This window comes from Pedobacter immunditicola (assembly GCF_037482985.1).
GTDB classification, from domain to species: Bacteria; Bacteroidota; Bacteroidia; order Sphingobacteriales; family Sphingobacteriaceae; genus Pedobacter; species Pedobacter immunditicola.
The window spans coordinates 155,720-182,180 of the sequence record NZ_JBBHKC010000009.1 but is presented as its reverse complement, the minus strand read 5'-3'; the positions used below and the strand labels follow the sequence as shown (position 1 = coordinate 182,180).

Annotated in this window: 17 protein-coding genes; 2 read left to right on the top strand and 15 right to left on the bottom strand. The window is 41.7% G+C overall.

The window, feature by feature from the left end; translation table 11 throughout:
• Nucleotides 1-41 precede the first annotated feature (41 nt).
• The 7 genes from groL to miaB all read right to left on the bottom strand — a co-directional run bounded on the left by groL (nt 42) and on the right by miaB (nt 6,833).
• Entirely contained in the window at nt 42-1,679 is a 1,638-nt protein-coding gene (gene groL / locus WG905_RS16570; protein WP_339592863.1) for a chaperonin GroEL, read from the bottom strand.
• 50 nt (nt 1,680-1,729) lie between these two features.
• The gene (gene groES, locus WG905_RS16565) at nt 1,730-2,023 is read right to left on the bottom strand and encodes a co-chaperone GroES (RefSeq protein ID WP_339592862.1); all 294 of its coding nucleotides are present in this window, start codon (nt 2,021-2,023) and stop codon (nt 1,730-1,732) included.
• 215 nt (nt 2,024-2,238) lie between these two features.
• Nucleotides 2,239-2,574 carry a preprotein translocase subunit SecG gene (gene secG / locus WG905_RS16560; RefSeq protein WP_339592861.1) on the bottom strand — a complete coding sequence of 112 codons (336 nt, stop codon included), beginning with the start codon at nt 2,572-2,574 and terminating at the stop codon, nt 2,239-2,241.
• 12 nt (nt 2,575-2,586) lie between these two features.
• Nucleotides 2,587-3,579, bottom strand: coding sequence for a DUF8458 domain-containing protein (locus WG905_RS16555; RefSeq protein WP_339592860.1), 993 nt, complete (start codon nt 3,577-3,579; stop codon nt 2,587-2,589).
• A 32-nt stretch (nt 3,580-3,611) separates the two neighbouring features.
• Entirely contained in the window at nt 3,612-4,118 is a 507-nt protein-coding gene (locus WG905_RS16550) for an LptE family protein (RefSeq protein ID WP_339592859.1), read from the bottom strand.
• Between the two features lie 49 nt (nt 4,119-4,167).
• Nucleotides 4,168-5,400: a sigma 54-interacting transcriptional regulator gene (locus WG905_RS16545; protein ID WP_339592858.1), complete on the bottom strand. Its 1,233-nt coding sequence runs from the start codon at nt 5,398-5,400 to the stop codon at nt 4,168-4,170.
• A gap of 2 nt (nt 5,401-5,402) precedes the next feature.
• On the bottom strand, nt 5,403-6,833 hold the full coding sequence (gene miaB / locus WG905_RS16540) for a tRNA (N6-isopentenyl adenosine(37)-C2)-methylthiotransferase MiaB (RefSeq protein ID WP_339592857.1): 1,431 nt from the start codon (nt 6,831-6,833) through the stop codon (nt 5,403-5,405).
• Nucleotides 6,834-6,932: 99 nt separating this feature from the next.
• Here miaB and WG905_RS16535 point away from each other — a divergent pair, with 99 nt between their 5' ends.
• Nucleotides 6,933-8,780 carry an AsmA family protein gene (locus WG905_RS16535; protein ID WP_339592856.1) on the top strand — a complete coding sequence of 616 codons (1,848 nt, stop codon included), beginning with the start codon at nt 6,933-6,935 and terminating at the stop codon, nt 8,778-8,780.
• Nucleotides 8,781-8,922: 142 nt separating this feature from the next.
• Nucleotides 8,923-10,632, top strand: a complete 1,710-nt coding sequence (locus tag WG905_RS16530) for a hypothetical protein (RefSeq protein ID WP_339592855.1) — start codon at nt 8,923-8,925, stop codon at nt 10,630-10,632.
• Nucleotides 10,633-10,754: 122 nt separating this feature from the next.
• Here WG905_RS16530 and WG905_RS16525 read toward each other — a convergent pair whose 3' ends face one another.
• The 8 genes from WG905_RS16525 to WG905_RS16490 all read right to left on the bottom strand — a co-directional run bounded on the left by WG905_RS16525 (nt 10,755) and on the right by WG905_RS16490 (nt 26,456).
• A complete protein-coding gene (locus WG905_RS16525) occupies nt 10,755-12,560 on the bottom strand; it encodes a RagB/SusD family nutrient uptake outer membrane protein (RefSeq protein ID WP_339592854.1) in 1,806 nt (601 codons plus the stop codon).
• Nucleotides 12,561-12,607: 47 nt separating this feature from the next.
• Nucleotides 12,608-15,763: a SusC/RagA family TonB-linked outer membrane protein gene (locus WG905_RS16520; protein ID WP_339592853.1), complete on the bottom strand. Its 3,156-nt coding sequence runs from the start codon at nt 15,761-15,763 to the stop codon at nt 12,608-12,610.
• 60 nt (nt 15,764-15,823) lie between these two features.
• Entirely contained in the window at nt 15,824-17,533 is a 1,710-nt protein-coding gene (locus tag WG905_RS16515; RefSeq protein ID WP_339592852.1) for a RagB/SusD family nutrient uptake outer membrane protein, read from the bottom strand.
• 4 nt (nt 17,534-17,537) lie between these two features.
• Nucleotides 17,538-20,537 (bottom strand): SusC/RagA family TonB-linked outer membrane protein, encoded by a 3,000-nt coding sequence (locus tag WG905_RS16510; RefSeq protein ID WP_339592851.1) that lies wholly within the window; start codon nt 20,535-20,537, stop codon nt 17,538-17,540.
• 51 nt (nt 20,538-20,588) lie between these two features.
• Entirely contained in the window at nt 20,589-21,440 is an 852-nt protein-coding gene (locus WG905_RS16505) for a polysaccharide lyase (protein ID WP_339592850.1), read from the bottom strand.
• A 212-nt stretch (nt 21,441-21,652) separates the two neighbouring features.
• Nucleotides 21,653-23,773 (bottom strand): S9 family peptidase, encoded by a 2,121-nt coding sequence (locus WG905_RS16500; RefSeq protein ID WP_339592849.1) that lies wholly within the window; start codon nt 23,771-23,773, stop codon nt 21,653-21,655.
• Nucleotides 23,774-23,976: 203 nt separating this feature from the next.
• Nucleotides 23,977-25,041 carry a branched-chain amino acid aminotransferase gene (locus tag WG905_RS16495; RefSeq protein ID WP_339592848.1) on the bottom strand — a complete coding sequence of 355 codons (1,065 nt, stop codon included), beginning with the start codon at nt 25,039-25,041 and terminating at the stop codon, nt 23,977-23,979.
• Nucleotides 25,042-25,160: 119 nt separating this feature from the next.
• Nucleotides 25,161-26,456 carry an HAD-IB family phosphatase gene (locus WG905_RS16490; RefSeq protein ID WP_339592847.1) on the bottom strand — a complete coding sequence of 432 codons (1,296 nt, stop codon included), beginning with the start codon at nt 26,454-26,456 and terminating at the stop codon, nt 25,161-25,163.
• Between the last annotated feature and the right edge of the window lie 5 nt (nt 26,457-26,461).

The following is a 26,461-nucleotide window of genomic DNA, read 5'->3' as shown; positions in this document are numbered from 1 at the left end:
TTCGGCGCCCTTTTTAAAAAGCTGTATGATATTGGTTGGAATTACATCATTCCACCCATGCCACCACCACCCATAGGAGGCATTGAAGCATTATTTTTATCTTCAGGCTCATCAGCTAATACGCATTCCGTTGTTAACAACATCGCTGCGATAGAAGCTGCATTTTCTAATGCTACACGACCAACTTTAGTTGGATCAATAACACCAGCAGCAATTAAGTTTTCATAAACATCAGTACGTGCATTGTAACCGAAGTCACCAGTTCCTTCTTTAACTTTCTGAACTACGATAGAACCTTCAATACCTGCGTTTTCACAGATCTGACGTAATGGCTCTTCAATAGCACGTTTCACGATAGCGATACCTGTAGTTTCATCTTCGTTAGCACCTTTCATGCCCTCTAAAGCTTCAATTGCACGGATGAAAGCAACACCACCACCTGCAACGATACCTTCTTCAACCGCTGCGCGAGTTGCATGTAGAGCATCATCAACACGGTCTTTTTTCTCTTTCATTTCCACTTCAGACGCTGCACCAACGTAAAGAACTGCAACACCGCCAGCTAATTTAGCCAAACGCTCTTGTAATTTTTCTTTATCGTAGTCTGAAGTCGTTGTTTCAATCTGAGCTTTGATCTGGTTAACACGAGCTTTGATATCGTTACTTTCACCAGCACCGTTAATAATAGTTGTATTGTCTTTGTCAACAACAACTTTCTCAGCAGTACCTAAATAAGTAAGGTCAGCATTTTCTAATTTATAACCTCTTTCTTCAGAAATTACAGTACCACCAGTTAAGATAGCGATGTCTTCCAACATTGCTTTTCTACGGTCACCGAAACCTGGGGCTTTAACAGCAACAACTTTCAGTGAGCCGCGGATTTTGTTAACTACTAAAGTAGCTAATGCTTCTCCGTCTAAATCTTCTGCAATGATCAATAGTGGTTTACCAGTCTGAACTTGTTTTTCAAGGATCGGCAACAATTCTTTCATGTTGCTGATTTTTTTGTCGTAGATTAAAATGTAAGGATTTTCTAATTCCGCTTCCATCTTATCTGCGTTGGTTACAAAGTATGGAGATAAATAACCACGGTCAAATTGCATACCTTCCACTGTTTTTACTTCAGTTTCTGTACCTTTTGCTTCTTCAACAGTAATTACACCATCTTTACCAACTTTGCCCATTGCTTCAGCAATCAGTGAACCAATCACTTCATCGTTATTAGCGGAGATAGAGGCAACTTGTTTAATTTTGTTATTGTCTTCACCTACAGTTTGCGACTGAGATTTCAAGTTTTGTACAATTGCAGCAACCGCTTTATCGATACCGCGTTTCAAATCCATTGGATTTGCACCAGCAGCAACGTTTTTAATACCAGCAGTAACAATAGCTTGTGCCAATACTGTTGCAGTTGTTGTTCCGTCACCTGCAATATCAGCAGTTTTAGAAGCAACTTCCTTAACCATTTGCGCACCCATGTTTTCGATCGGGTCTTTTAATTCGATTTCTTTCGCAACAGTAACACCATCTTTAGTGATGGAAGGTGAACCGAATTTCTTATCGATAATTACGTTACGTCCTTTTGGACCTAGAGTTACTTTTACCGCATTAGCCAAAATATCAACACCTCTTTTCAGGGCGTCACGGGCTTCTACATTATATTTTACTTGTTTTGACATTTCTAGATTTTTTTAGTTATTTTTTGTTTAAAAGGTTGGATCTCCTACAATTAAAGAATTGCATAAAGGTCAGATTCACGCATGATTAAATACTCTTTACCTTCATAAGTAATTTCAGTACCACCATATTTACCATAAAGAACCTGATCGCCAGTTTTAACACTTAGTGGAATTAAGTTTCCAGTCGCTTCAGCGAATTTACCCGGACCTACCGCTACTACTGTTCCTTGCTGAGGTTTTTCTTTAGCCGTATCAGGAATATAAATACCAGAGGCTGTTTTTTCTTCGGCAGGAGCAGCTTCAACAACTACTCTATCTGCAATGGGTTTAATGTTTAAAGCCATAACTTATTATTAAATTTTAATTTAAATTAAATATGTAAATTTATTTTCTACCTCCTATACCATCAGTTTTTGTGCCAAGCACCCTTCATTGCCAAAATAACACCGCCTTGTCAGCTAAACGTTTGATGCCTCCAGCTTTTGTGTCAGAGTGTCAGCAAACAAAAAGCCCGTTAAGCGGATATCGCTTAACGGGCTTAAATATTTTTCGTTTATGACTACGGTTTTGGATTTGCAGGAGGCGGTGTATTTGCCGGATTCTGGTTAATCGGTGAAGGCGTAGGTGTTTTATCCAGTTGTTCCTGAATTTTAGAACTTCCGCTTCCGGTACTTCCGTTTTTAGCTATTGTAGATATAGATAACGTAAGGACTACCACTAATGCTAAAAGTACCCAGGTACCTTTTTCTAATACGTCTCCAGTGCGTTGTACACCAAACATGTTGCTTCCACCTGAGGCGCCAGCTTGCAGACCTCCGCCTTTAGGGTTCTGGATCAACACAAATAGTCCAAGAGCCACGCAAATGATGATCAATAAAATAATTAAAAAAATCATAATGTTATATTGTTAAATTTTCTTTTCTAAAGATTGGATAAGGTCGGCAAAGTAACGGCTTTTTTCTGGAAACTTCAAAATTAATTTTTGATAAGTCTCTATTGCCTTGTGGTAAAGCATCTGTTCAATATAAATTTTTGCCAGTGTCTCAGATACAAGGTCATTGTGATCTTCTGCACTCTTCTTGGCTTTATTTTCGTTATCGATCTGTTCGGGTTTCGGCGGACTGATCTGGGGGTCTCTTTTCAGGAAGTTATCAATGATTTCCGTTTCTTTCGGATCAATGTGTTGGCTCTGTGGTGTATTATTGATCACTTCCTCCGCGTTAAACGGACTTTGAATATGGAAGATGTGCTCTACATACTGTTGCTGCAGTTCACCGCTTTTGTTTTTCTTTACCGTTGCATAGGGTTGAAAAATCGACTGGTGTTCTTTTCTTGTCTTGGCAAGCCACCATAAAAAGGTGTAGGGCAATGTATCATCGTCATAATTACTTACAGTTACCGGTTCCTCCTGACGCGCTTCCGGCGCCTGTAATTGTATCGCTACCTGTTGTTGTTCAGGTTCTTTTTTTGTATGTTCTTCCCTGATCTCTTCCGTACTGAAATTCTCTTCAAAAGCAAAGAAGTCTGTTGAGGATATGCTTTCCAGTACAAAGGCATCTTCAATTGCCTCAGGTTGAATTACTGCTTGAGGTTGTGGTTCTGATTCAGGTTCTGTAAATGGGCTTTCAATGGGTAAGGCCGCAATCTCAAAATCTATTTCAGCCGAAGCTTCTTTCTGGATCAAGATTTTATGCAGCAAAGCACCATTTGCATGTAAAGCTGCAGCAGTTAAGGCCGTGGGCTTTTCTGGGTTTGCTTTTGCCAGTAAAAGATGCAGGGGTTCAAAAAAAGGAAATTGCCGGGCAAGTTCTTCCAATAATGCAATGTCCTGCTGTTGCACCTGATGAGGTTCAGCAAGCAATATTGAAAGTCTTTTTTGTCTATTTTTCTCCAGCTCCACGTTGCTAAGTTAAGGATTGATATTCACTTTGTTTACCACTGTGCAAAAGCCCTGTTAAAAATATCTTCTGTCAGCATGACGTTAATATCTTTAATCAATTGTGGTTCAAGAGCCTGCAAACTTTGGCCGTTCAGCGCAAAATCTTTATACCTGGTGAAGCTCTCTTCAAAGCTTTGTTTAGGATCCAGGTTATTGGTGTATTTGGCACTTATGGTAATGGTAAGCCTGCTTGTTCCTGCAGTAAGCTGCTCATTATCTGTTAATGATACCGGTCTGATGTCGTAATTTGTAATCCGGCCTTCAATAACTGCATCAGATTCATTCTGAGTCAAACTTAACCTGGTTTGCGAGCGGATACGGTTTTTTAAATCCTCAGTAAACTGCTGACTTAAATAAGGAACCACCAGCTGGGCATTGTTCTCGAAAAATTCCACCGAAATGGTCTTCATTTCAAGAGGTATGGATTCACCACTAAGTTTAATGGAACAAGAATTAAAGGTGACCATGATCACCAGCAATACGATTGATAATATTTTCATTTGTATTTGTGAATGTTTGCTCATGATGGTTTAATCACCATAAACAGCATTAATTTAAACTCAGTTCTTTAATTTTCCTATATAACGTACGTTCAGAAATTCCCAGTTCCTGTGCAGCAAATTTACGTTTGCCTTTGTGTTTTTTTAGCGCCTTTTTAATCAGGTCAGACTCTTTGTCCACCAGAGATAATGACTCTTCAACCTCTTCCGCATCATGCGCGTAATTATATTCTGAAGGATGGTTAGAAGTCGGCTTATTAATCGTTAGTGTAGGTTCATTGTTAGAGGTTAAGTCAGCATCCTGGTATAACTGATTTATATAGTGGTGGTTATCAGCTATAACATGTGATGTGTTGCCTCCACTCTGAATAATTTCTGCCACGAGCTTTTTCAATTCCATCATGTCCTTTTTCATGTCGAAAAGTACCTTATAAAGAATATCACGCTCTGTAAAGTCTTCTTTATTCTTTTGACCACTCACCATCGGTAAGTTTGATGAACTCTCATTGGGGATATAATTCATCAAAGCCTGGGCGGTCACATTCCGTTCTTTTTCAAGAACGCAAATTTGTTCGGCAATATTTTTAAGTTGCCTTACATTTCCCGGCCAGCTGTAATTGCTAAGCATTTGTATGGCATCAGGTTCCAATATGATGCCCGGGCTGCGGTATTTATCGCTGAAATCAGCAGAGAATTTTCTGAATAAAAGGTAAATATCCTCCTTGCGTTCATGCAGAGGAGGTATTCTTAGTGGAACTGTATTTAAGCGGTAATAAAGATCCTCCCTAAACTTTCCCGATTTTACCCTGTTATAAACATCCACATTTGTAGCGGCAATAATCCTTACGTCCGTTTTTTGAACTTTGGAAGAACCCACCCTTAAGTATTCACCGCTTTCCAAAACCCTTAACAAACGTGCCTGGGTACCCAAAGGCAGTTCTGCCACCTCATCTAAAAAGATGGTACCGCCATTGGCAACCTCAAAATAACCCTTTCGAGCCTCATGAGCCCCAGTAAAAGAGCCTTTTTCATGCCCGAATAGTTCAGAGTCAATAGTGCCTTCAGGAATCGCCCCGCAGTTTACAGCTATAAATGCACCGTGTTTACGGGTGCTCATCTGGTGTATAATATGAGAAAAGACTTCTTTACCACTACCACTTTCTCCTGTGATCAAAACAGACATATCGGTAGGCGCAACTTGTCGCGCAGTATCTATGGCCCTATTTAATAAAGGAGAACTCCCAATAATCCCAAAGCGGTTTTTAATGTCTTGTATATCCATAATTAATCTGCTATCCTTCCTAATAAAGTAGCTGATGTACAACGTTCAATTAATACATTTACATACTGACCAGGTTTAATGTTTTCCGTTGCCGGGAACACAACCATAGCGTTCTGGTCATTTCTGCCACAATAATCTTTATCTGATTTTTTTGAAACGCCTTCGACTAAAATTCTTACCGTCTTGCCTACATTCTGTTCCAGCCTGCGCAATGACCATTCCTGCTGTTTTACTAAAATCTCACTCAAACGGCGTTTTTTTACCGTTTCAGGGATATCGTCTGGCAGTTTCCTGGCCGCAAGGGTACCTGGTCTTTCTGAATAACTGAATGTAAAGGCGAAATCATAACCCACATAATCCATCATACTTAAAGTTTCCTGGTGTTCTTCTTCAGTTTCAGAACAAAATCCGGCAATGATATCAGAAGAAATGGCACAGCCTGGAATAATCCGCCTTACAGCTTCAATCCGGTTGATATACCACTCCCGGCTATAGGTACGGTTCATCAGTTCCAGCACTCTTGAACTTCCCGACTGTACCGGAAGATGGATATAATTGCAAATATTGTCGTATTTCGCGATGGTGTATAAAACCTCGTCGGTAATATCCTTAGGATGAGAAGTTGAAAAACGAATTCTTAACTCCGGACTAACTAAAGCCACTTTTTCCAGTAACTGGGCAAAGTTAACTTCAATGGGTGCATTTTCATCAGTATCAGGGCTTTTCCATTTGTAAGAATCTACATTCTGGCCCAGTAAAGTCACTTCCTTATATCCTCTGCTGAACAAATCCTGTGCTTCGGCTAAAATAGAATAAGGGTCCCGGCTGCGCTCGCGTCCACGGGTAAACGGTACCACGCAGAAAGAACACATGTTATCGCAGCCACGCATAATGGAAATAAAGGCCGTAATGCCATTTCCGTTTAAGCGAACCGGACTAATATCTGCATAAGTTTCTTCTCTAGACAAAAGTACGTTGATGGCCTTACTGCCATCTTCAACCTGGTTGATGAGGTTAGGGAGGTCCCGGTAAGCATCTGGTCCAACAACTACGTCAACCAGTTTTTCTTCTTCCAGAAACTTTGATTTCAAACGCTCGGCCATGCAGCCCAGAACGCCGATAATCAATTTAGGGTTACGGCGCTTTTCAGCACTGAATTGCGACAACCGGTTTCTGACGCGCTGTTCGGCGTTCTCCCGGATGGAGCAGGTATTGATAAACACCACATCTGCTTCTTTAAAATCAGCTGTGGTTTCAAAACCATCATCCTTTAAAATAGAGGCAACGATTTCGCTATCCGCAAAATTCATCTGGCAACCATAACTTTCGATATAAAGCTTCTTGCCAGTTCCCTTCACGGGCGAATCTAAAATTAAAGCTTCACCCTGGCGCCCTTCATCATGTGTCTTGTCTGTTAGCTGTAAATCAATCATATATAATTGCTATTTTAAAGAACCTCAAAAATACGCAAATATATTTGTAAATGACAAAGTGGCAGAGAAATTGTATGTTGTATTTTACAAACAAATGGTATGATTCAATTAAAAAAAGGTACAAAATACGTTTGGAAATGGCTTGCTGGTATTTTTCTGGCTTTGGTCATCGTCTTAGGGAGCGCTGCATTGTACTTCAGCTTAAGATGGAAACCGCTGCTCACAGAAAAAATTAAGTCAGGGATTTACTATGGGTCTTATCACCTTTATAAAATTGATTTCAAAGATATCCACCTTAACCTGCTGACCGGCACTGCTTCCCTGGATAGTGTAACACTGCTGGCCGACACTGCTGTTTATCGGAATTTAAGAAAAAACAATCTTGCACCAGCTCACTTACTGGATTTAAAATTAAAGCAATTAAAAGTGAGCGGAGCAGGGATACTCACTGCCTATTTTAAGAAAAAACTGGAAATTGATGCCATTATCCTGAATAAACCTGAGCTGAGGATCATCTATCAAAAGGTAGAAAAAAGACCCGATACCCTCGTTGATGAAAGAACTCTTTTTCATGAAATTTCAAAATCTTTAAAATCCATCCATGTAGGCAAATTAAACATTGTAAATGCAGAGTTGGACTATATCAATGCGGCTATTGGAAGAAAGCAAAATACAGTACAGCTTTTAAATGTTGAAGTTCAGGACTTTCTTTTAGACGCTACTTCACATGAAGATCATAGCCGGGTTTACTATGCCAAGGAGATTGCCTTCGAGCTGATTGGCTTTCGGTCACTTACTAAAGACCGGATGTATACCCTTAAAGCGGATACCATTACCGGATCGGCAAAAAACAAAACGCTGTTCATTAGTGACTTACAGCTGATTCCCGCGCATAAAGACCTGGCTTTCACCAGAAAATATAAAACTCAAAAGGACCGTTATGACCTTCATTTTCAAGAACTAGCTTTCCGTGGAATCGACTTCGTTAAATTGAATCATGATGGTAGCCTGCATGCACAGTCACTCACGCTTGGCCCCGGTAAAGCCGGAATCTTCATGAACAGGGAGCTTCCACCACCGGCATTTGATAAAGGGAAAAACTACCCTCACCTTGCACTAAAAAGACTGCCCTTGCCACTTCACCTCGATACCTTAAATATTAACGATATCCATGTTGCTTATACTGAGTATAACCCAATCACGCAGAAAAGGGGGACCGTGGATCTTCATCATTTAAAAGGTGAAATTCTCAATGTTACCAATGACTCCGCTATGCTGGTGAAAAATAACCATGCTATTGCCAATTTAAGTGCAAGGATTATTGAAGCGGCGACCATAAATGTCCGCTTGGATTTCAACCTTACCGCAAATGATGGAGCTTTCAGTTATAGCGGTCAAATCGGACCGATGGACATGACCGCTTTAAATCCGTTGTCACGTTCGCTGGGACTGGTTAAAATTGAAGAAGGCCGGGTGAGAAAGGCTGATTTCAATATCAATGGAAATTTAAAAGGCTCCAGCGGAACGCTTCGTTTTCATTACGATGACCTCAAAGTCACCCTCCTTAAGGAGGGTGAGGATGGTGAGCCCGCAAAGGAGAAAGGGTTTTTGTCCTTTCTTGCCAATACCATCATCATTGAAAGTTCAAATCCTGCGGAAGGGCAGGAACCAAGGGTGGCTAAGGTAAAGTTCGAAAGAACACCTGCAGCCTCATTTTTTAACTTGTTATGGAAAAGTGTTTTTGTGGGAATCCGTGAAACGATTGGCATAGGAATGGTTCCTGTAAAAAGTCCGGAAAAAGCGTTTGAAAAAGTCGCTGAAAAAAAGCTCGACCGACAGGAAAAACGGAAAGAAAGAAAAGAAGCGCGTATCAAAAAGCGAAAACAAAAAGAAGCCGAGAAGGCTTTAGAGAAAGCAGCCCAAGGAGCGATCGTAAAAGACAAGTAGATCTTTAACATTAATAATGTATCTTGTTACGGTATTGTTGCAGCCTATGCTTAAAAAACTACTTCAAGGTCACCAGATAGTTAAGTGGTTGCTCATCATAGCAGCGTGCTTTCTGCTTGTCGTAGGCTCAGTTTCACTGTATATGAACATCTGGGTCAAGCCGGTCTTGGCTAGGCACCTCAAAGAACTGGTAAAAGAAGCTACAGAAAACCTATATACCATTGAATTCTCGAGCCTTAGCGTCAATTGCCTCACCGGTGACGCCAATTTAGCGAATGTGAAGTTCTTGCCGGATACGACTGTGCTCAATGCAATGATCTTATCTAAAAAGGCGCCCAATAATGTTTATTCCATTCGATTAAGGAAGCTTTCCATTCGCAATGTGCATCCCCTGAAAGTATTCCGCGAAAAGAAGCTTAATATTGATCAGATCGAAATTCTTCATCCCGATATAACGCTGGTTTATAAACAGCATGAATTTAACGAAAATAAACCCCCGCGGCCTGATCGGTCGACTTATGATTATATTTCCAGGTACCTGAAGGAATTACGGGTGGACAGTATCCATTTCAGAAATATCAGTTTTAAATATATCGACAATAACCACTCTAAGCCAGTTATCGATTCACTTAAAAATCTAAACCTGACACTAAAAGACTGGCTGATCGATCCCCAATCTTCGAATGACACGAGTCGGTTTTATTTACTGAAAGAAGTAACCATGCAGCTGAGTGATTATTCTTATGCTACGGCCGACAGTCTCTACCATGTTAAAGCGAAGGAATTGAACTTTGTCGGATCAACAGGTACGCTTGACATTAAAAAACTTGCCCTGGTGCCTCGGTACCGTGAAATGGAGTTTTCCAGGGCGCTGGGCTATTCGAAGGACCGATTCAATATTGAATTTAACCACGTAAATCTTAAAGGGATCGACTTTCCGTTGTATTTTAAAAAGCAAGAGCTTTACGCCCGGGAAATGAATATCATGGATGGCAAGCTGGATGTATTTAATAACAATGAATTGCCGGGAAAGGAAGTAGACAAAACCGGCCACTATCCTCACCAGCTGCTGCAACAGCTACAGACTAAAATTACCATTAAAAAGCTGGCATTGAAGAATATCGATATCAGTTATTCAGAGTATGATCGGGAGAGCCGGCAAAAAGGAAGGATCACTTTTGAGAAAACCTCTGGAACGGTCAGCAATATCACTAACGCGGCCCGGGAGATAAAGGCCAATCCATTTATGGAGGCTAACTTGAACACGCTGATGATGGGACAAGGCAAGCTGCATACACGATTCAACTTTAACCTGACAGCAGCTGATGGCGCTTTTTCTTATTCCGGTGTTTTGCACGGCTTAAATGGAGCAGCGCTGAATAGCATCGTCAAGCCCTTGGCCATGCTTCACATCAGAAACGGGATGGTAAAAAAGTTAAGCTTTAACATAAAAGCCAATGACAAAAGGGCCATCGGTGAAATGGAATTCCGTTACCATGACCTGTCCGTTGCCGTTTTAAAAAAGGAAGCGGGAAAGCCATGGTACAGCAGGCAGGGGCTTTTATCTTTTCTTGCCAATAACATGGTCATCAATCCTTCAAATCCTGACCTTGAAGGAGTCTTTACTGCTGCCAGAATTGATTATGAACGGAAACCGACCCGATCTTTTTTTAACTTCATCTGGAAATCACTGTTCCAGGGTATACGTTATAGCGTTGGCGTGACCCCTGAAAAGGAGGCAGAGCTTAAAATGCATATCTCCAAATTTGAGCAAATGAAAAAAGCACGGGAAAAACGTAGGGCGGAAAGGGAAAAACGACGCGCCAAAAGAACTGCTTCCGGTAATGATTAAAGGGAGTAATGAGGTAATAAAGTAGCGCCAAAAGATCATAAAAAGGCCGTAAATAACAAGAGGCTGTATCGAATTCAATTGATACAGCCTCAGGCTTCATATACTTTTTAATCCTGGTTGATTTAGTAACCAGGATTCTGTACCAGCATTGGGTTCGTATTCATCTCTGTTTGATGGAAAGGGAACCAATAATTTTGTTCAAAGAAAACATGGGTAATTGTTCTGCCTGCTATCGGTACTTCCTCATACTTATAGGTATCCGTAGGCTTTACAGCGCCAGTGGTAGATTTAGTAATTTTCATTGCCAACATAGTCGCATTCTGGTTATCCATAGCTGTTTTAGTACGGCGTACATCATAATAACGATGTCCTTCGAAAGCAAACTCCACCTGGCGCTCATTTAAAATGAGGTCCCTCATTTCTTCCTTACTCATATTAGGCTTTATTCCATAGTTGCCATCAGCTCCAGCCCTGATGCCTGCTCTTGCTCTCAGCCGCTTTAACTGGTTGTAAGTAACAGTGATGTTTCCACTTTCATTGCTGGCTTCCGCATAATTCATTACCAACTCCGCATATCGGATCAGGTGCCAAACGCGTTGAAAACTTCCTGAACCCGTATTTACCGTAGAGTCCATGAACTTCCTGTTGTAATATCCTGTATACCAGTAACCAGTGTTAGGGTCTCCAGTGTAGCTGTCACTGCCGGCACCTACATAAGTGTAAATAGGTGATTGTGTGCTGGCGCTGGTTTTTCTCCAAAGGCTACCGTTCCTGATCACAGTGTAATGCAACCTTGGGTCTCTCTTTTCATAAGGCTTGGCAGCGTTCCAGTCCGCATCTCCACTGGTAGCCTTGCCATTGATAGTTCCAAATGCTTTAACCAGGTTGTGGGTAGGTACAGACTGTACTGTTGCAGTTCCGGTTGAAGTTGGCAAATAACGGCCTTCCAGTCTTTTATTACCTCCCCTGACATGCATACCCTGTAAAATAGACTCCTGATTTCTTCGCAATAAGAACTGCTGTGCAAATCCATAGCCAGGTGCAGGTGTACCGTTTCCAAGCACGTGGTTTACCACTAAACCATAAGCATTGGCATCCGCAAGGTCTAAGGCCGATTTTGCTGCATCAGCAGCATCCTTCCATCTTTGTTCACTGTAACTTTCATACCCTGTAACCAGTCTCTGGGCAGGGGTTTTCCCGATATTACCACCGTTGGTTAAAGGACTGGCGGCATACAACAATACCCTCGATTTTAAGGCACGTACGGCAACACTGGTGATACGACCATAATTCTGTCCGTTTTGTGAAGGGATTAAATCCGCCTCAATGGCATCTAATTCGCTAACAATGTAATCAACAGCTTCTTCGTAAGATGCTCTTGGCTTCTCGAAAACATCATTTGGCCCTAACAACTCATCTCCCAGTAAAACTATGCCTCCCCAGTTTTTAACCAGCAGGTGATAATACCATGCACGCAAAAACCGGGCTTCGGCCTTTGTTGTTTTCTTTAGAGATTCAGAAAAGGGTGACTTGTCTACATTCGCCAGAAACACATTCGCCTGCCTGATTTTTAAGTAGGCATCAATGTAAGTCGTGCGGTAAGGGTGGTTCCCTGTACCGTTACCAGGACTCAGTGTTCCAGTAATAATTACACCATTGGGCTGTTTTAAATCACCCAGACGGTGGTTGGCTTCATCAGTTGCATCCGACATGCTCATGGATATATCATACCACTTTTCAACAGAGTATTCGCGGCTAAGCAGGGAGTATATGCCGAATAAAAAATCACTCGTTCTGGTACTATCCGCAAAGACAGTTTCCTGATTTAAGTCTGTATTCGGTTTAGCGTCTAATACATCACCCTTTTTGCAGGCGTACACCTGCGAGAATATTACAATGGCTAATATTCCTTTAAATAAATTCTTCATGCTATTATTGGTTAAACATTTTAAAATCCTACACATTATTTTGTACCCTATAATGCCAATTGTAATCCCAGATTATAGATCTTCTGCTGCGGGTAAAAGCTCCTTCCATCGTTGCCCGAGAATGTTTCAGGGTCAATGTCATAGATGTTCTTTTCTGCAAGGCTCCAGGTAAAGAGGTTATAGCCATTTACATACATGCGGGCAGAATTTAAACCGATCTTGTTTACCCAGGTTTTTGGAAGTGAATAACCAAACTCGGCTGTCTTGATCCGCAGATAGTCACTTTTTCTGAACCAGTAGGTCGACACATTTCCTGCAGTACTCATAGAGCTTAGGTTTCCCAGGGAAGTTAACCTTGGGAAACTTGGGTTTTCGGCATTTTCAGGTGTCCATGCTTGCTGGTGGATTTCCCTGAAGTTATTGATCAATGGCGTAATGGCTTGTCCATAACCGCTCAGCGCAAAATTTAACCCGCTTTGGGCAGTGACACTAAAGTTGATGCTTTTGTATTTAAAGCCAAAGGTTAAACCCAGAATTGTTGTTGGAAGGTTCGTGTAAGGCATCACGATCTTGTCTTTATCATCGATGACACCATCAGGAAATACATCACGGTATTTTAAATCTCCGGCAAAGGTGGTGGTTGGAAAACTAGCAGGTTTGGCCACCTCAGGGTTGGTGATATCTTCTGCGGTATAGTAGCCAAGAAAATCATAACCAAGGCTGCTGCCGATTGGCTGGTTGGTTAATATTTGCCAGGTATACTCTTTTGTTGGCTCGTCCATTTCCAGGACCTTGTTTTTCGATACGGAAATGTTACCGCTGATATTGAAGCTCAGTTCCTGCACTTTACCATTATAGGTGATTCTGGTTTCAAACCCCTTATTTTTTACCCGACCGATATTTGCTTTAGGGAGAGAAGAGTTGATGTTGAAGCTACTCAGGTCAACAGAATAAAATCCGGCATACCAAGGCACACTTTGCCTCGACTGCAAGATATCATAACGATACCTGCTAAATACATCTGCTTCAATACTCAGGGCACCCTTGAACATTCTCAATTCAAGGCCTAGATTTAATTGTTCTTCTTTTTCCCAGGAAGCAAAACTCTCCACACTTCCTTCACGTATGCCTACGATGGTTGCACCCGGGGTATCGCCTAAATTATAATTGTAGGTGTCGCGTCCTGTTCCTGTTCCCGACCGGTCATATTGTGATAGGTAGATGTAATCATTGCCTGAGCCTATGTCATCGCTTCCGGTTAAACCAAAGGAACCCCTGATCTTAAAAAGGTCGATAAACTTGATGTTGTCTTTAAAAAAGGGTTCCTCGGAAATGTTCCATCCTGCAGATACCGCAGGAAACAGCGAGTAGCGGTCTGCTTTTGAAAAGGCACTGGTTCCATTATAACCTGCATTAAGCTCTAAAAGGTATTTACTCTTGTAATCATATCCGGTCCTGAAAGTATATCCTTCAAATACCTTGGGTACATTTGACCCGGCGATATCATTTTGAAAGTTGTACAAGGCCAAACCGTAGATATGGTGATTACCGAATGTACGGTCGTAATTGGCTGATACCTGCCAGTTAATTTTGCGTGTTCCCGCAAGATTAGAATTGCTAAGGTTAGGCAGGGCATTACGCAAGACATTTGAATTAAATGGCGTGTAAATTTCTGTTTCCGGGTCATAATAATAAGATGGGAAATCATTACCCGGACCTCTGGTCAGGTTTCTGGTAAAACCGCCATAGTTATTATAACCGATGACCCCTCTTACTGAAAAGCCTTGGGCAATAAAATCCAGTTTTTGGGTCGCCCGGAAGTTGGCCGTCAAATCGTTTCTGAACTCACGTTCATAGCCATAATGGGCTAAACGGCCCGCAATATTGTTAAAGGTGTTTCCGATAGAAATACCATAAGAACCATCAGGGTTATAAATTGGATATTTCCACGGTGAAAGTTCCGAAATCTGACTTATTTCATTAAATACGTTATTATAACCTCCACGGCCACCACTTTCCGGTGCGTTTTGTTCCGAGAAATTACCAGATAAATCCAGGTTTAAAAGAAGGGACTTGGTTGGTTGTATATCAAGATTTGACCTGAAATTATAGCGCTTGTAATTATAATTATTATTCATGCCAGCGTTCTTTGAGAAGTCTTTGATCAGACCATCCTGAAACAAGTAGCCAGCAGAGATGAAATATTTTGCCTTGTCCAGACCTCCTTGAACATTGATGTTATTCCTGGACTGGAAACTAAAATCTTTGAGCAACTCGTCTGACCAGTCTACATTTGGGTATCTATATTTATCAGATTTATTTTTAAAAGCATTAAGCGTCTCGTCAGAGAATCTGCTCCAGCTAATATCTGTAGCCGCTAAGCCATTGGCCAGATCGCTGTCAATAATCTGGTTCACTAATAAAGCCGATTCATAGCCATCCAGGTATTTAGGCATATAGTTGGGTACCAAAACACTGTTTTCCGAACGGATGGTAATTTGAGGTTTGCCTATCTTTCCTCTTTTAGTGGTAATGACAATTACCCCATTGGCACCTTTGATACCGTAAACGGCAGTAGTGGATGCATCTTTCAAAACCGTGAAACTTTCTATCTGGTCCGGGTCAATGTCAGAGATATTACCGGCATATTCCAGGTCGTCCACAATAACCATTGGTGCTCCATTTCCATTGGTTGTGCTTAATCCACGGATCAAAATCTTAGCACCATCGCCACCTGGCTGCCCAGACTGCTGTTGCGTAATGACGCCGGGAACACGCCCGATCAGGGTGTTCTGCAGACTTGCGGAGGGAGATTGTCTGATATCATCTCCAGTAATTGAACTCACAGCACCCGTATTCGTTAATTTCTTTTGGGTTCCGTAACCTACCACAATAATTTCTTCCAGTCCCTTTGCATCAACTTCTAAGGTTACATTGGAAACGCTGCGGCCGGCAACATTTACTTCTTTTGTCAAAAAGCCTACATAGGTGTAGACAATTATACCGGTGTTGCCTTTAAGGGTGAGGTTATACTGTCCCTCAGCATTTGTAACTGTTCCATTAGAAGGCATGCCTTTTTCGTAAACAGACACGCCAACGAGTGTACCTTCCTTATCTCTCACCACCCCGGTTACGGCTTTCTGTTGTGCCCAGGAGATGTTGTAGAGTAAGAAAAAACATATAGTGATTAAATAATTTTTCATCTGATTATAGTGTTTTTTATTTGTGATGAAGCTATCATAAGCTTTAATTGAATTTTATTATTACCAGCCAGTGTTCTGAACGAGATTCGTATTCTTTAAAATCTCCGTATTTGGAATTGGATAGAAATACATCTTTGGATCTGTGAAACCAATAGTTGCCACATTTTCTCTGGCATAAGTGAGTTCGCCATTAGCATTTTTAGTAATTTTTATGCCTTCCAGTGATTTATTCAGGGTGCTATGCGCAATTTTCCAGCGTCTCAGGTCCCAAAAACGATGCTCTTCAAAGGCAAGTTCTATACGGCGTTCATTGCGGATGGCTTGCTGCATCTCTGCTTTGGTCATCACGGTTTTCAGGCCATGGGCATAACCAGTGACTGTGCCCCTGGCTATACCTGCCCTTAACCTCAGGTCATACAATACCTGGTAAACTGAAGTATTTGGTGCATCCAGGTACTCATTCATTGCTTCTGCATAACTCAGCATCATATCGCTGTAGCGGAAAATGGGAAAGTTATGCGGACTGTTGCCGTATTGTGTCAGGGTTTCGGCATTACCAAGAAATTTACGCAGGTAATAACCGGTCCTGGTTTGTCTTGTTGTTTTGCCTGGTTTATCAAGGCCTCCTTCAAATGTTTCCAACGGACGGCTGAGCCATTGTGATCCGTTATATAAGACTGTATTTTTCAAACGTGGATCGCGGTTTGTATAAGGGTTTTGTGGATTATACAAAGAAGCGGTCTCGGTAATCGGGCGTCCGTTAGCACCGGGGAAAGCATCTACCAGGTTTTGAGTCGGATTGGTGTTTCCATTTGCCAGATTCGGATAGCCATAGCCTACAGGGCCATTGCTTGTTTCAAGATCTTTATGGTTTGCGGTTAAATAGGCGAATATGACCTCCGTATTTCTTCTTAACAGGAATACATCATTTTTGGCATAATTAGCAGCAGTCAGTAAAGTGAACAGTGGTTTCATGTCCATCACTACCTTAGCAGCCAGGGCAGCTTTGTTCCAGCGTTCTTTATCAAAGGCAGCATAACCTTGTAATTGTTTCTGCTCCGCGGAAGCGCCAACGTTGCCACCATTATAAAGGGGGCTGGCGGCATATAACAAAGTTCTGGCTTTCAAGGATAACACCACACCTTTTGAGACTCTTCCATAGTCAGAAGCAGACAAAGGATCTGTCATCACCAGGGTTTCAAGGGCATTGCATTCGTTTACAATATAATTGATACTCTCTTCAAAGGAATTACGTTTAAAATTCTGTTGGTTGACAGCGCTTAACACTTCGTCTCCCACTAACGGAATGCCTCCGTAGCGCTTTAGCAGTTCAAAATAGAACATGGCCCTTAAAAAACGTGCTTCTGCTTTTCGTGTGGCTTTAAGGTTGACATCTATCGGTACGATATCTATTTTCTGGAGAAAAAGGTTTACCTTCCTTATACCCTCGTAATTTTTACTCCAGGCATCATCAGGGTTATTGGAGGTGCTGAGGAGTCCTTTGGTAAATCTTTCTATTTCAGTACCCACCTGCGAAGGGATGGCGTCATCCGTTGCGGCATCTAAGAAATCGCCATCAATGCGGTTAAAACCATCAGGCAGCGTCCTATAAACATCATTTAAAAATTGTTCTGCATTTACACCTCTTGGGTCTTTTGAATCGAAGGCATAGTCTTCTGTGATTCTTTCCAGTGGTCCGTCTTCGACCTTTGAGCATGCAGCAAAGGCAATTGATAAAATTGCCAGTATATATAATTTCTTCATCTTCATTACCTTAAAATTTAACGTTAATACCTGCAGTAAGCATTTTTTGGATAGGGTACAGTCCGTTGTAATTCTCCGGATCCATATCGTGCAGGTCAGTAAATGTTAACAGGTTAGTGCCATTGGCAAATACCCTGATGCCTGAAAGTTTTACTTTTTTTATCAAAGAATTCGGAAGGGAATAGCCAAGTTCAACACTTTTCAGACGCAGGTAGTCTCCTGATTTAATCCAATAGGTGGAGGTTACATTGTTGTTCAGGTTATCACCTGCTGTTAACCTCGGATAGGTTGCGGTGGCAGCTGTTTCAGGTGTCCATCTTCCTAAGTTATGCTCGTAAGCCTGCCCCTGGATACCTTGAAATGCCCACATGTATGAACCGCTCAGGTACACATCACGGTTAGCGACCCCTTGTAGCAGTGCAGAGAAATCCAAACCTTTCCAGCTGAACCCAAGGTTAAGGCCGAAATACATTAAGGGTTTAGTAGTGCCTATCACGGTTTGATCGTTGGTATTGATTAAACCATCGCTATTTAAGTCCCTGTATTTAATATCTCCGGGAACAATACCAAAATCTGCCAGCGTTGCACTGTTTTGAATTTCGGCGGCCGATTGAAATAAGCCTTCAGCGATATAACCAAACCTTTGTCCTACAGGTCTGCCTGTACGCAACTGGTAGAGGTAATCACGTGGCACCTCATCCTGATAAATCACCTCTGTCTTTAATATGGAGAAGTTAGGGGCAAAGAAATAATTGAATGCTCCCGTTCTTTTCTGCAGGGTCACATCAAATTCAAAGCCGGAGTAGTGGTTGATGCCGATGTTTTGCTGTGCATAATTAATACCGGTAATGGCCGTGTTGTTGCCGATGCTCTGCAGTAAATCGAAATGTTTGTTTCTAAAGTATTCTGCTGATAGGGTCAGTTGATTTTTGAATAGGGAAGCATCTACGCCCACATTAAACTTGTCTGCTTTTTCCCAGGTAAGGTTAGTGTTGGCAAGGGTGTTTTGGGCAATACCACCAACTGCACTCGGGCTATCACCAAAGTTATAACCATCAGTACTGTTATAATATTGGTTATAACCATAATATGGCGCATTGAAGTTGCCCGTCTGCCCATAAGTAGATCTAATTTTCAAGCTGTTTAACCAGGTTAAATCTTTTAGGAAGTCTTCTTTACTGATTACATATCCCAAACCAACTGATGGGAAGAAATCAAATCCCTGGCCTGCCGGATATCTTTCTTTCACACCGTTATAGGCAAAACCAAACTCGGCGATGTATTTCTCGTCATAGTTATAAGATGCCTTTCCAGAAATTCCCCTGATATTGTAAGGAAGGTCCCTGTTGATATGGCGAAAATCGTTGTTGGCCAGCACTTGTGCTTCTATATGGTTTTTACCCGCGCTTTTGGCATAACCCAAAGCTAATTCGGTGTAAAATACCCTGTTTTGGCTTTCTGTGGAAAGAGAATTGGACTGGTCTGCAGGATTATTGAACTGGAAATACCTAAAATTGCCCGCTTCATCCACGCTTTCGCTAAACAATGGAACAGTTTTACTTCTGTTGATATTTTGTGCGAGGTAGCTGTTGATGGAACTTGAAGCTTTTACCCACAAGCCCTTTGTAATCGCTTCCAGGTTCCCCTTTATGGCAAGGTCGATCCTGAAATCCCTGATCATGCCGGGGCGGTAACCGGAATGAAAGTTCTGCGCGAAAACATTCGAACGGTAGTTCGGACTTGCTGCAAATGAGCCATCCGTATTATAGATAGGATATGCATTTGCCGGCGTATTATTGATGCTGCTATAAAGCGTTGAAGTGGTTGCGCCCGGCTCATTGCTATCCTGTATACGCCCCATCAGGTTTAAAGAGGTGGTGATGTGTTTTGACAGATCTACCTGCACATTAGAACGTAAAATATAACGTTTGTAGGCTGAATTGGTGTTATACACCGACTCTTGGTTGGTTTTAAACATTCCCGGCTGATCGAGGTAATCAAGACTCACATAGTATTTTGCTGTCTCTCGTCCGCCGGCTATTTCCAGGTTGTAACGGCTGTAAATAGATTGTTTTTTTAATACTTCATCTTGCCAGTTCACATTTGGGTAGCGGATAGGGTCACTGCCGGTCTGGTAGGCTGCTATGGCTTCCTGTGAATATACTGCCGGCCTGCCATCATTAGCAAGGGCTTCATTGTACAATAGCGAATAATTATAGGCATCCAGCGGTTTTGGAAGATAGGTAGGTTCAGAAATCCCACCTAAAGCCTTAAATGAAATTGTTTGCTTGCCTGTATGTCCTTTTTTAGTGGTAATCAAAATCGCTCCATGGGCAGCCCGCATCCCGAGCATTGCCGTTGCCAGGGCATCCTTCAGTACCGTTACAGATTCAATTTGTTCAGGATTGATAGAGGAAAAATTCTGTGCCACACCATCCAGTAAGATCAAGGGTGTTTGGCCCCTCAGACTTAGGGTAACATTATCATTACCAGGCTCTCCACTGTTCTGGTCTGTTAACAGGCCAGCGAACCTTCCACTAAAGGTGCCAGCGATCGGCGAAACGATGGTTCTTTCAATATCCCTGGTATATATTTCTGCAACAGCAGCTACATTGGTTGCTTTCCGCTGTGTGGAATACAACACATTAAAATCTTCAGCATCATTCAATGCTTTTGCCAGCACAACAGCTAATTTGGTGCTCCCCGCAGTCACTGTTTTTGTTTCAAATCCCATCACCGTAAAACTCAGGATATCACCCTTGACAGCTACAATAGTATACTGTCCATCGGTATCGGTATTTGTTGATGTCGATTTTGATGTGTTTTTTACCGAAACATCCACCAGTGGCTTGCCGGTGGCATCGGTCACACGACCAGAAATTTCATTCACATCCTGGTAACCGTAACGGCCGGAGTTGATGCTTGCAAAACCTGCATATCCGTTTAACAGCAAACACATGGATACTGTCAAAATTCTTTGCAGGAAGAGCTTACGTAAAAGTTTTTCCATAATTATTGATTAGTTTTTATTTGGTTTAGGGATTGTAAGACGTTTAGAGCCTTACTTAATTTTAGTGTATGTTAAATCGTCGAAAAAGACATAGTTTTCGGTCGCGGTTTCCCAATCGGAAGTGCTTCCGCCCCTGAAAGTAGAGAAGGCAAGTTTGTTGATTAAGCGTTTAGCGTTATTGGTTGTCCAGCGAATCTTTCTGTCTAATACAGTGCTGCCGTTTACTGTAAATTTCACCCAGCCGTCTTCATTGCTGCCGGTGTTACTTTTGATATAAATGTTAACCACATACCAGGTATCCTTTTGAATGCTGCCCGTGGAAGGGTAGGCCGTATCAAAGGCAGATCCGCAGTTATCCGGCATGTCCTTGTAATACAAATAAGGTTTGAGTCTTACATTACCATTGTCAGATGTGTACCACATCAGGCGTGCACTTGCACCATTTCCATCATCAGCTTTATCACAGCCTGTATTTCCATCTCCGATCCTGAAACCGAAACCAATTTTCCCTCCTTTACCCCATTCAAAGGCAAGAGGGAATTTTACTTTATACTGTACTTCATATTCGCTTCCTTCCTCCAACACTACATTGGCCACAATTCCCCCTGCACCGGATAAGGCATTCTTCTCCAGTTTTACCCTTAAGGATTGCGCCGCAATAGCGGTCCTTGCATCGTTCCAGCCCGTTAAGGTGCCCAGGTCTTTAGCAGCGGCAGCACTATTGTAAGTCCCGTCAGACAAAGCATTCCAGTTGACGGCAGTCGTTTTCTTGATGGTGATATCGGGTTCTTTTACACCAGGTGTAGGAGGTTCTGTAATATCCTCTTTGCAGGAGCTGAGGAATGTCCCCGCAATAAAAAACATACAGCCGAAGACCTTAGCTAAATAAGCTTTGTTCATCATAAAATATTTGGTTTATCTAACCAAATGTACTTTTACAAAGTGGCTGTGAGGAGTAAATTTTGCGCATTAGTGCTATACAAATGTTGCAAAATCAACTATAAGATGGTGTTAGAACATAGCTAACGCAATAAAGCTGGCTGGCTAGCTTTATTTTGGTTAAAACAAAAAGAGGCTGTATAAATACAACCTCTTTCTATTCTAACAATTTTGTTTTACTTCAATAATGCTGCGGGCACAGGTTTATGGAGCAGGTTCTTGTAATAGAAACGTATTCTTTCAGATCTGTCATGAGCACCTTTCACTCCGCCCCAGCCATGTCTGCCGCCAGGATAAATCATCAGCTCAAAATGCTTGTTTAAGTCCTGCAGTTTATTTACCAGTTGGATGGTGTTTTGCATATGCACATTATCATCCATGTCGCCATGCATTATTCGCAACAAACCTTTATATTGATCTGCATAAGTTAACACTGATGCATTTTTATAACCTTCCGGATTTTCCTGTGGGGTATCCATAAAACGTTCGGTATAATGCGTATCATACAATTCCCAGCTCGTTACCGGTGCTCCTGCATAGCCAAAGTCAAATACATCAGCACCATAGGTTAAAGCCAGACAAGTCATATAGCCGCCATAGCTGTGTCCGGTAATGAGCAGTTTTTCTGGGTCTACCCAAGCTTGTGCTTTCAGCCATCGGCCGGCGGTCAGGTAATCTTTCATTTCCCATTTTCCCAGGTTCCGGTGCATTAAAGCGACGCCGGCTTTACCAAACTGGCCAGAGGCACGGTGGTCAACGGCAATTTGTATAATTCCCTCATTAGCCCACCATTGGTTAGCAGTGCCTTTCCAGGTATTGGTTACGGTACCTGCATCTGGGCCACCATAAATGCTGAAAACAACAGGGTATCTTTTTGTTTTATCGAAATCCGTAGGGTAGGTGATTACAGCTGGTAAATCATATCCATCGCCGGAAGGAATGGTGATCATTTCCGTTTTTCCAAAAGCATATTGATTAAAATCTGCTGATTTGCTGTCGGCAAGCTCTTTAATCAATTTGCCGTTATTGTCTATCAATGCTCTCTTTGCCGGCGTGCTTACATTAGAATAAGTAGTGATAAATTTATCGCCAGAAGGAGAAAGCACTACCTGGTGGGTATAATCACCAAAAGTAAGTCGTTTTAAATTTTTACCATTGTAGTTCACCCTGTACAAATCAGTACGGGTAGAAGCTTCTTTCCGGGCCGTAAAGTAAAGCACTTTGTTCTTTTCATCTACTTTTAGCAGTTTCGTTACCTGCCATTTTCCAGTGGTGATGGGATTAACCAGTTTTCCTGCCAGGGTGTATAGATAGAAGTGTGCCCAGCCGGTCTTGTCACTTTTAAGGATATAATGTTTGTTATCTTTCAGGTATTCTATGCGGGCATCATCACTCAGGTCTATCCAGGCGCTTTGCTTTTCATCATAGATTTCTTTTTTAGTGCCTTTTTCAGGATTAACGGCATAAAATTTAAGGTTATCTTGTCCGCGGTCCATCCATTGCACCATCATACTGCTGCTGTCGAAACTCCAGAAAGGTGTTCCAAAATACTGGTCTGCTTTTTCATCAAAATCGGCCCAAACCACTGTGCCACCTGCTGCAGGTACAAAACCCACACGTACTTCCGGGTTAGGATCACCAGCTTTTGGATAGCGGGTTTTCTCTGTATAGCCATGTTGACCAGAAGAGCCATTGATAGGGAACATCGGTACTTTGGTGTCATCAAAGCGCATAAAAGCAAGCTTTTTACTGTCGGGCGACCACCAGAAAGCTTTATATTTAGTAGGCCTTCCTAATATTTCTTCAAAATAAACCCAGGAAGCATAACCATTATAGATCACATCTGTAGCGTCAGTGGTATACCTGACTTCTTTTCCTGTGGTTACATCAACAGCGTAAAGGTCGTTATTACGTGTAAACGCTACATATTTGCCATCAGGCGAAAGTGTAGGGTTCTTTTCTTCATCAGCGTTGTTCGTTAAACGTTTAGCTGGCTGCTTGCCATATTGAATGTATACATCATTATCATTGGTAGTAACTTCCACATCACTTTTTGGCGGTGGTGTATAAGCTGTTTTGGTGCCTGTATGAATATTTACCGACTGCAAGCCACGGGTTTGATAGTCTGCTTCCAGGAAATGGGTGTCATCACTCCATCCGGTTACGGGGTTTAGATTATTGGTTAATGAAGGCTGATTGCCAAAAGTTTGCTGCTGAGTAAGTCGCTTTAACTGCGCCTGTGCAGAAATATGACAGCAGAATGCTGCAGCTATACCAAGGAGTATAATTTTTTTCATTGGAATGTATTTTGTTTTTTAATGGTGATGAAGGCAACATTTATGGTGATGAAGCTCAAAGCAACACGAGGGGGAAAGTTACACAATGTTATTATTTTTTTAAAACTGTGAGCGAGATGTTACTTAAACAAGAAAGGCGCCTGGTTCAAGGCGCCTTTCCATAAAATCACGATGCAAAGCATCATGTGAAAATAAATAGCTTGTTATAAAACCCAGTTCCAGCCAAAGGTATCAGGTGCCAGGCCATAACGTATGTCGTTCAACGTTTTGGCAATGCCTGTAGATATAGTCCGGGTGGAAGGGTCAGTTAATAGGTAATTAACGCCTTCATAAGTGATTTCGCCAATCGGTGTTACTGTTGCAGCTGTTCCAGCAGCAAAAGCATCTGTTAAGCGGCCATTTTTAATGCCTTCGATGACTTCTTTTACACTTACACGTCTTTCTTCTACTTCAATTCCAGCCTCTTTAGCCAGTTGAATAATTGTATCACGGGTAACACCATCTAACACGGTACTTCTCACCGATGGTGTAACCAGCTTCCCGTCAATGACGAAAATTAAATTAGCAGTTCCTGCTTCTTCAATAAACTCATGTGTGGAAGCGTCCGTCCAGATCAACTGATCAAAACCTTCTTTGCTTGCTTCAGCAAAAGGGTAGATCGAGCGGCCATAATTTCCTGCTGTTTTAGCAAAACCTACGCCACCTTCATCTGCACGGGTAAACTCTGTTTCAATTTTAACTTTTAATGCTTTGCTGTAATACGGGCCCGATGGGGTCGTTAATATGGCAAATGTATAAGCGTCTGATGCTTTGACACCCAAATATGGATCAGTGGCAAACATAACCGGACGAAGATAAAGCGAATATCCATCCTGATTTGGCACCCATTTTTCATCAATTTCAATTAATGCAGCAATACCCTGCATAAAAATTTCCCTTGGTATGGTTGGCATAGCCATGCGGACCGCCGATTTATTGAAACGCTCGAAGTTTTTATCAGCTCTGAAAACGCTGATCTTACCATCTGCCTGGCGATAAGCCTTCATGCCTTCAAAAATTGCCTGACCATAATGAAGGGCTGAAATTGCCGGGCTCATTGGGATAGGGCCATAAGGCAAAACCTGTAAATTAGTCCATTCTCCATTTTCATATGTTGCAATGAACATGTGATCTGAAAACACTTTGCCAAAGGGTAAGTTGGAGAAATCAGTTCCTGTTAACCTGGACTCGCTAATAGGGGTTGTTTTAATATTCAAAGTAGCTATCAATTTCTGTTATCTTTAGTGTCAGACAAAAGTAGGTAAAAAAACGCATTGCCGCTCAGCTTAATTTCAGAATTGTTGGTGTGTACACTACACTAACAATCAGGAAACCCGCACTTTAAGATTTAGTAAAGCACCCTGAACTTAATGGTATGCTCAATCTTTTTTAGTGATTTAAACAAGGCTTTGTCGTAGGCCGAATTGATGTCGGTGATCACGTAGCCTATAGTGGCATTGGTCATTAAAAACTGGGCCACGATGTTGATGTCATGTTTAGCGAAAATAGTGTTGATTTTTGCCATAATACCCGGAACGTTTTTGTGAATATGGATCAGCCTGTGCGATTTCTCTATCCTTGGTAATTGCAGGTTAGGGAAATTTTTACTCAGGTAAGTCGTTCCGGTATTCATGAAATCAATCATCCTTGTAGGAATGAAGTTTTTGTTTCGGGGGTTGTTTTTAATATCATCAAACACAACCATACCCATTTCAGTAGCAATAGCAAGGTCGATTTTTTTAGCATTGCCCAGGTAACCAAGGGTTTTCAACTTGATCGCCTTTTTTAATTTTTCATTTTCGATGTTTTCGCCGTCAGCAAGCAACATCATGTGCACATCAGCAACATACTTGTCTTCGAAAGTCGTTTTATGACGAACTGAAAAGCCATCCTTTTTTAAAAGTGCAATACTTTCTTCGGGTACATCTCCAATGACAAGGCATAATATCCGGTGTTTTGGATAAGAAATTGCTCTTGGCAAATTGTTGACATATAAAAATTCATCAAAGCTCGGCGTCACATGGTCGGCCTTTTCCACAATACTATCCCTGGAAATGTTTTCCGTAAAAGCATAGAACTTTTTAATCATACCGCTTTCCCGTAACTGGAAATCAGAATAACCGTCGCCGATGCCATAAAGATTACCATCCAGGTTAAGGTGCTGCATTAATTTCACCTTACCGCCTTCTTCACTTAACGGATTGGCATGGTCGTAATCTATAATTCTGCCATCGGTTGTGGTGACAAAAGTATTGGCATAAATATTTTCTTTTTTAATATGGTACTGGCTCACCACAGGAATAATAAACTCTTTAAAACCACCAGAAACAATTAAAACTTCGTCTGCATGTTTTTTAAAGAAATCTGCATTTCGGGAGAATGAGCTGGAAACCTTTTTCTTTAATCTTTTAATCAGCTGTTTTAAGTCATCTTCATCCGCCTCTAACAACTGTACACGCTTGGCGAGGCTTTCACTAAAGGATAGCTTCCCCTCCATTGCCATATTGGTATAATCCTCTATTTTCTTATAAATCAGCTCCCGGTCCGGATGATTTTTTAAGGATATCCTTGCCAGTTCATCTAAAGCTTCTACCTGTGTAAAGGTGCTGTCAAAATCTATAATGTAATAATTTTTAGTGGTCATATGCT

Excerpts from the sequence above, each read along its gene's own strand:
- groES (WP_339592862.1), bottom strand. The coding sequence starts at position 2,023 with ATGGCTTTAAACATTAAACCCATTGCAGATAGAGTAGTTGTTGAAGCT.
- WG905_RS16535 (WP_339592856.1), top strand. The coding sequence starts at position 6,933 with ATGATTCAATTAAAAAAAGGTACAAAATACGTTTGGAAATGGCTTGCT.
- groL (WP_339592863.1), bottom strand. The coding sequence starts at position 1,679 with ATGTCAAAACAAGTAAAATATAATGTAGAAGCCCGTGACGCCCTGAAA.
- WG905_RS16550 (WP_339592859.1), bottom strand. The coding sequence starts at position 4,118 with ATGAAAATATTATCAATCGTATTGCTGGTGATCATGGTCACCTTTAAT.
- WG905_RS16520 (WP_339592853.1), bottom strand. The coding sequence starts at position 15,763 with ATGAAAAATTATTTAATCACTATATGTTTTTTCTTACTCTACAACATC.
- secG (WP_339592861.1), bottom strand. The coding sequence starts at position 2,574 with ATGATTTTTTTAATTATTTTATTGATCATCATTTGCGTGGCTCTTGGA.
- WG905_RS16525 (WP_339592854.1), bottom strand. The coding sequence starts at position 12,560 with ATGAAGAATTTATTTAAAGGAATATTAGCCATTGTAATATTCTCGCAG.
- WG905_RS16500 (WP_339592849.1), bottom strand. The coding sequence starts at position 23,773 with ATGAAAAAAATTATACTCCTTGGTATAGCTGCAGCATTCTGCTGTCAT.
- WG905_RS16510 (WP_339592851.1), bottom strand. The coding sequence starts at position 20,537 with ATGGAAAAACTTTTACGTAAGCTCTTCCTGCAAAGAATTTTGACAGTA.
- WG905_RS16515 (WP_339592852.1), bottom strand. The coding sequence starts at position 17,533 with ATGAAGATGAAGAAATTATATATACTGGCAATTTTATCAATTGCCTTT.
- WG905_RS16545 (WP_339592858.1), bottom strand. The coding sequence starts at position 5,400 with ATGGATATACAAGACATTAAAAACCGCTTTGGGATTATTGGGAGTTCT.
- miaB (WP_339592857.1), bottom strand. The coding sequence starts at position 6,833 with ATGATTGATTTACAGCTAACAGACAAGACACATGATGAAGGGCGCCAG.
- WG905_RS16490 (WP_339592847.1), bottom strand. The coding sequence starts at position 26,456 with ATGACCACTAAAAATTATTACATTATAGATTTTGACAGCACCTTTACA.
- WG905_RS16505 (WP_339592850.1), bottom strand. The coding sequence starts at position 21,440 with ATGATGAACAAAGCTTATTTAGCTAAGGTCTTCGGCTGTATGTTTTTT.
- WG905_RS16530 (WP_339592855.1), top strand. The coding sequence starts at position 8,923 with ATGAACATCTGGGTCAAGCCGGTCTTGGCTAGGCACCTCAAAGAACTG.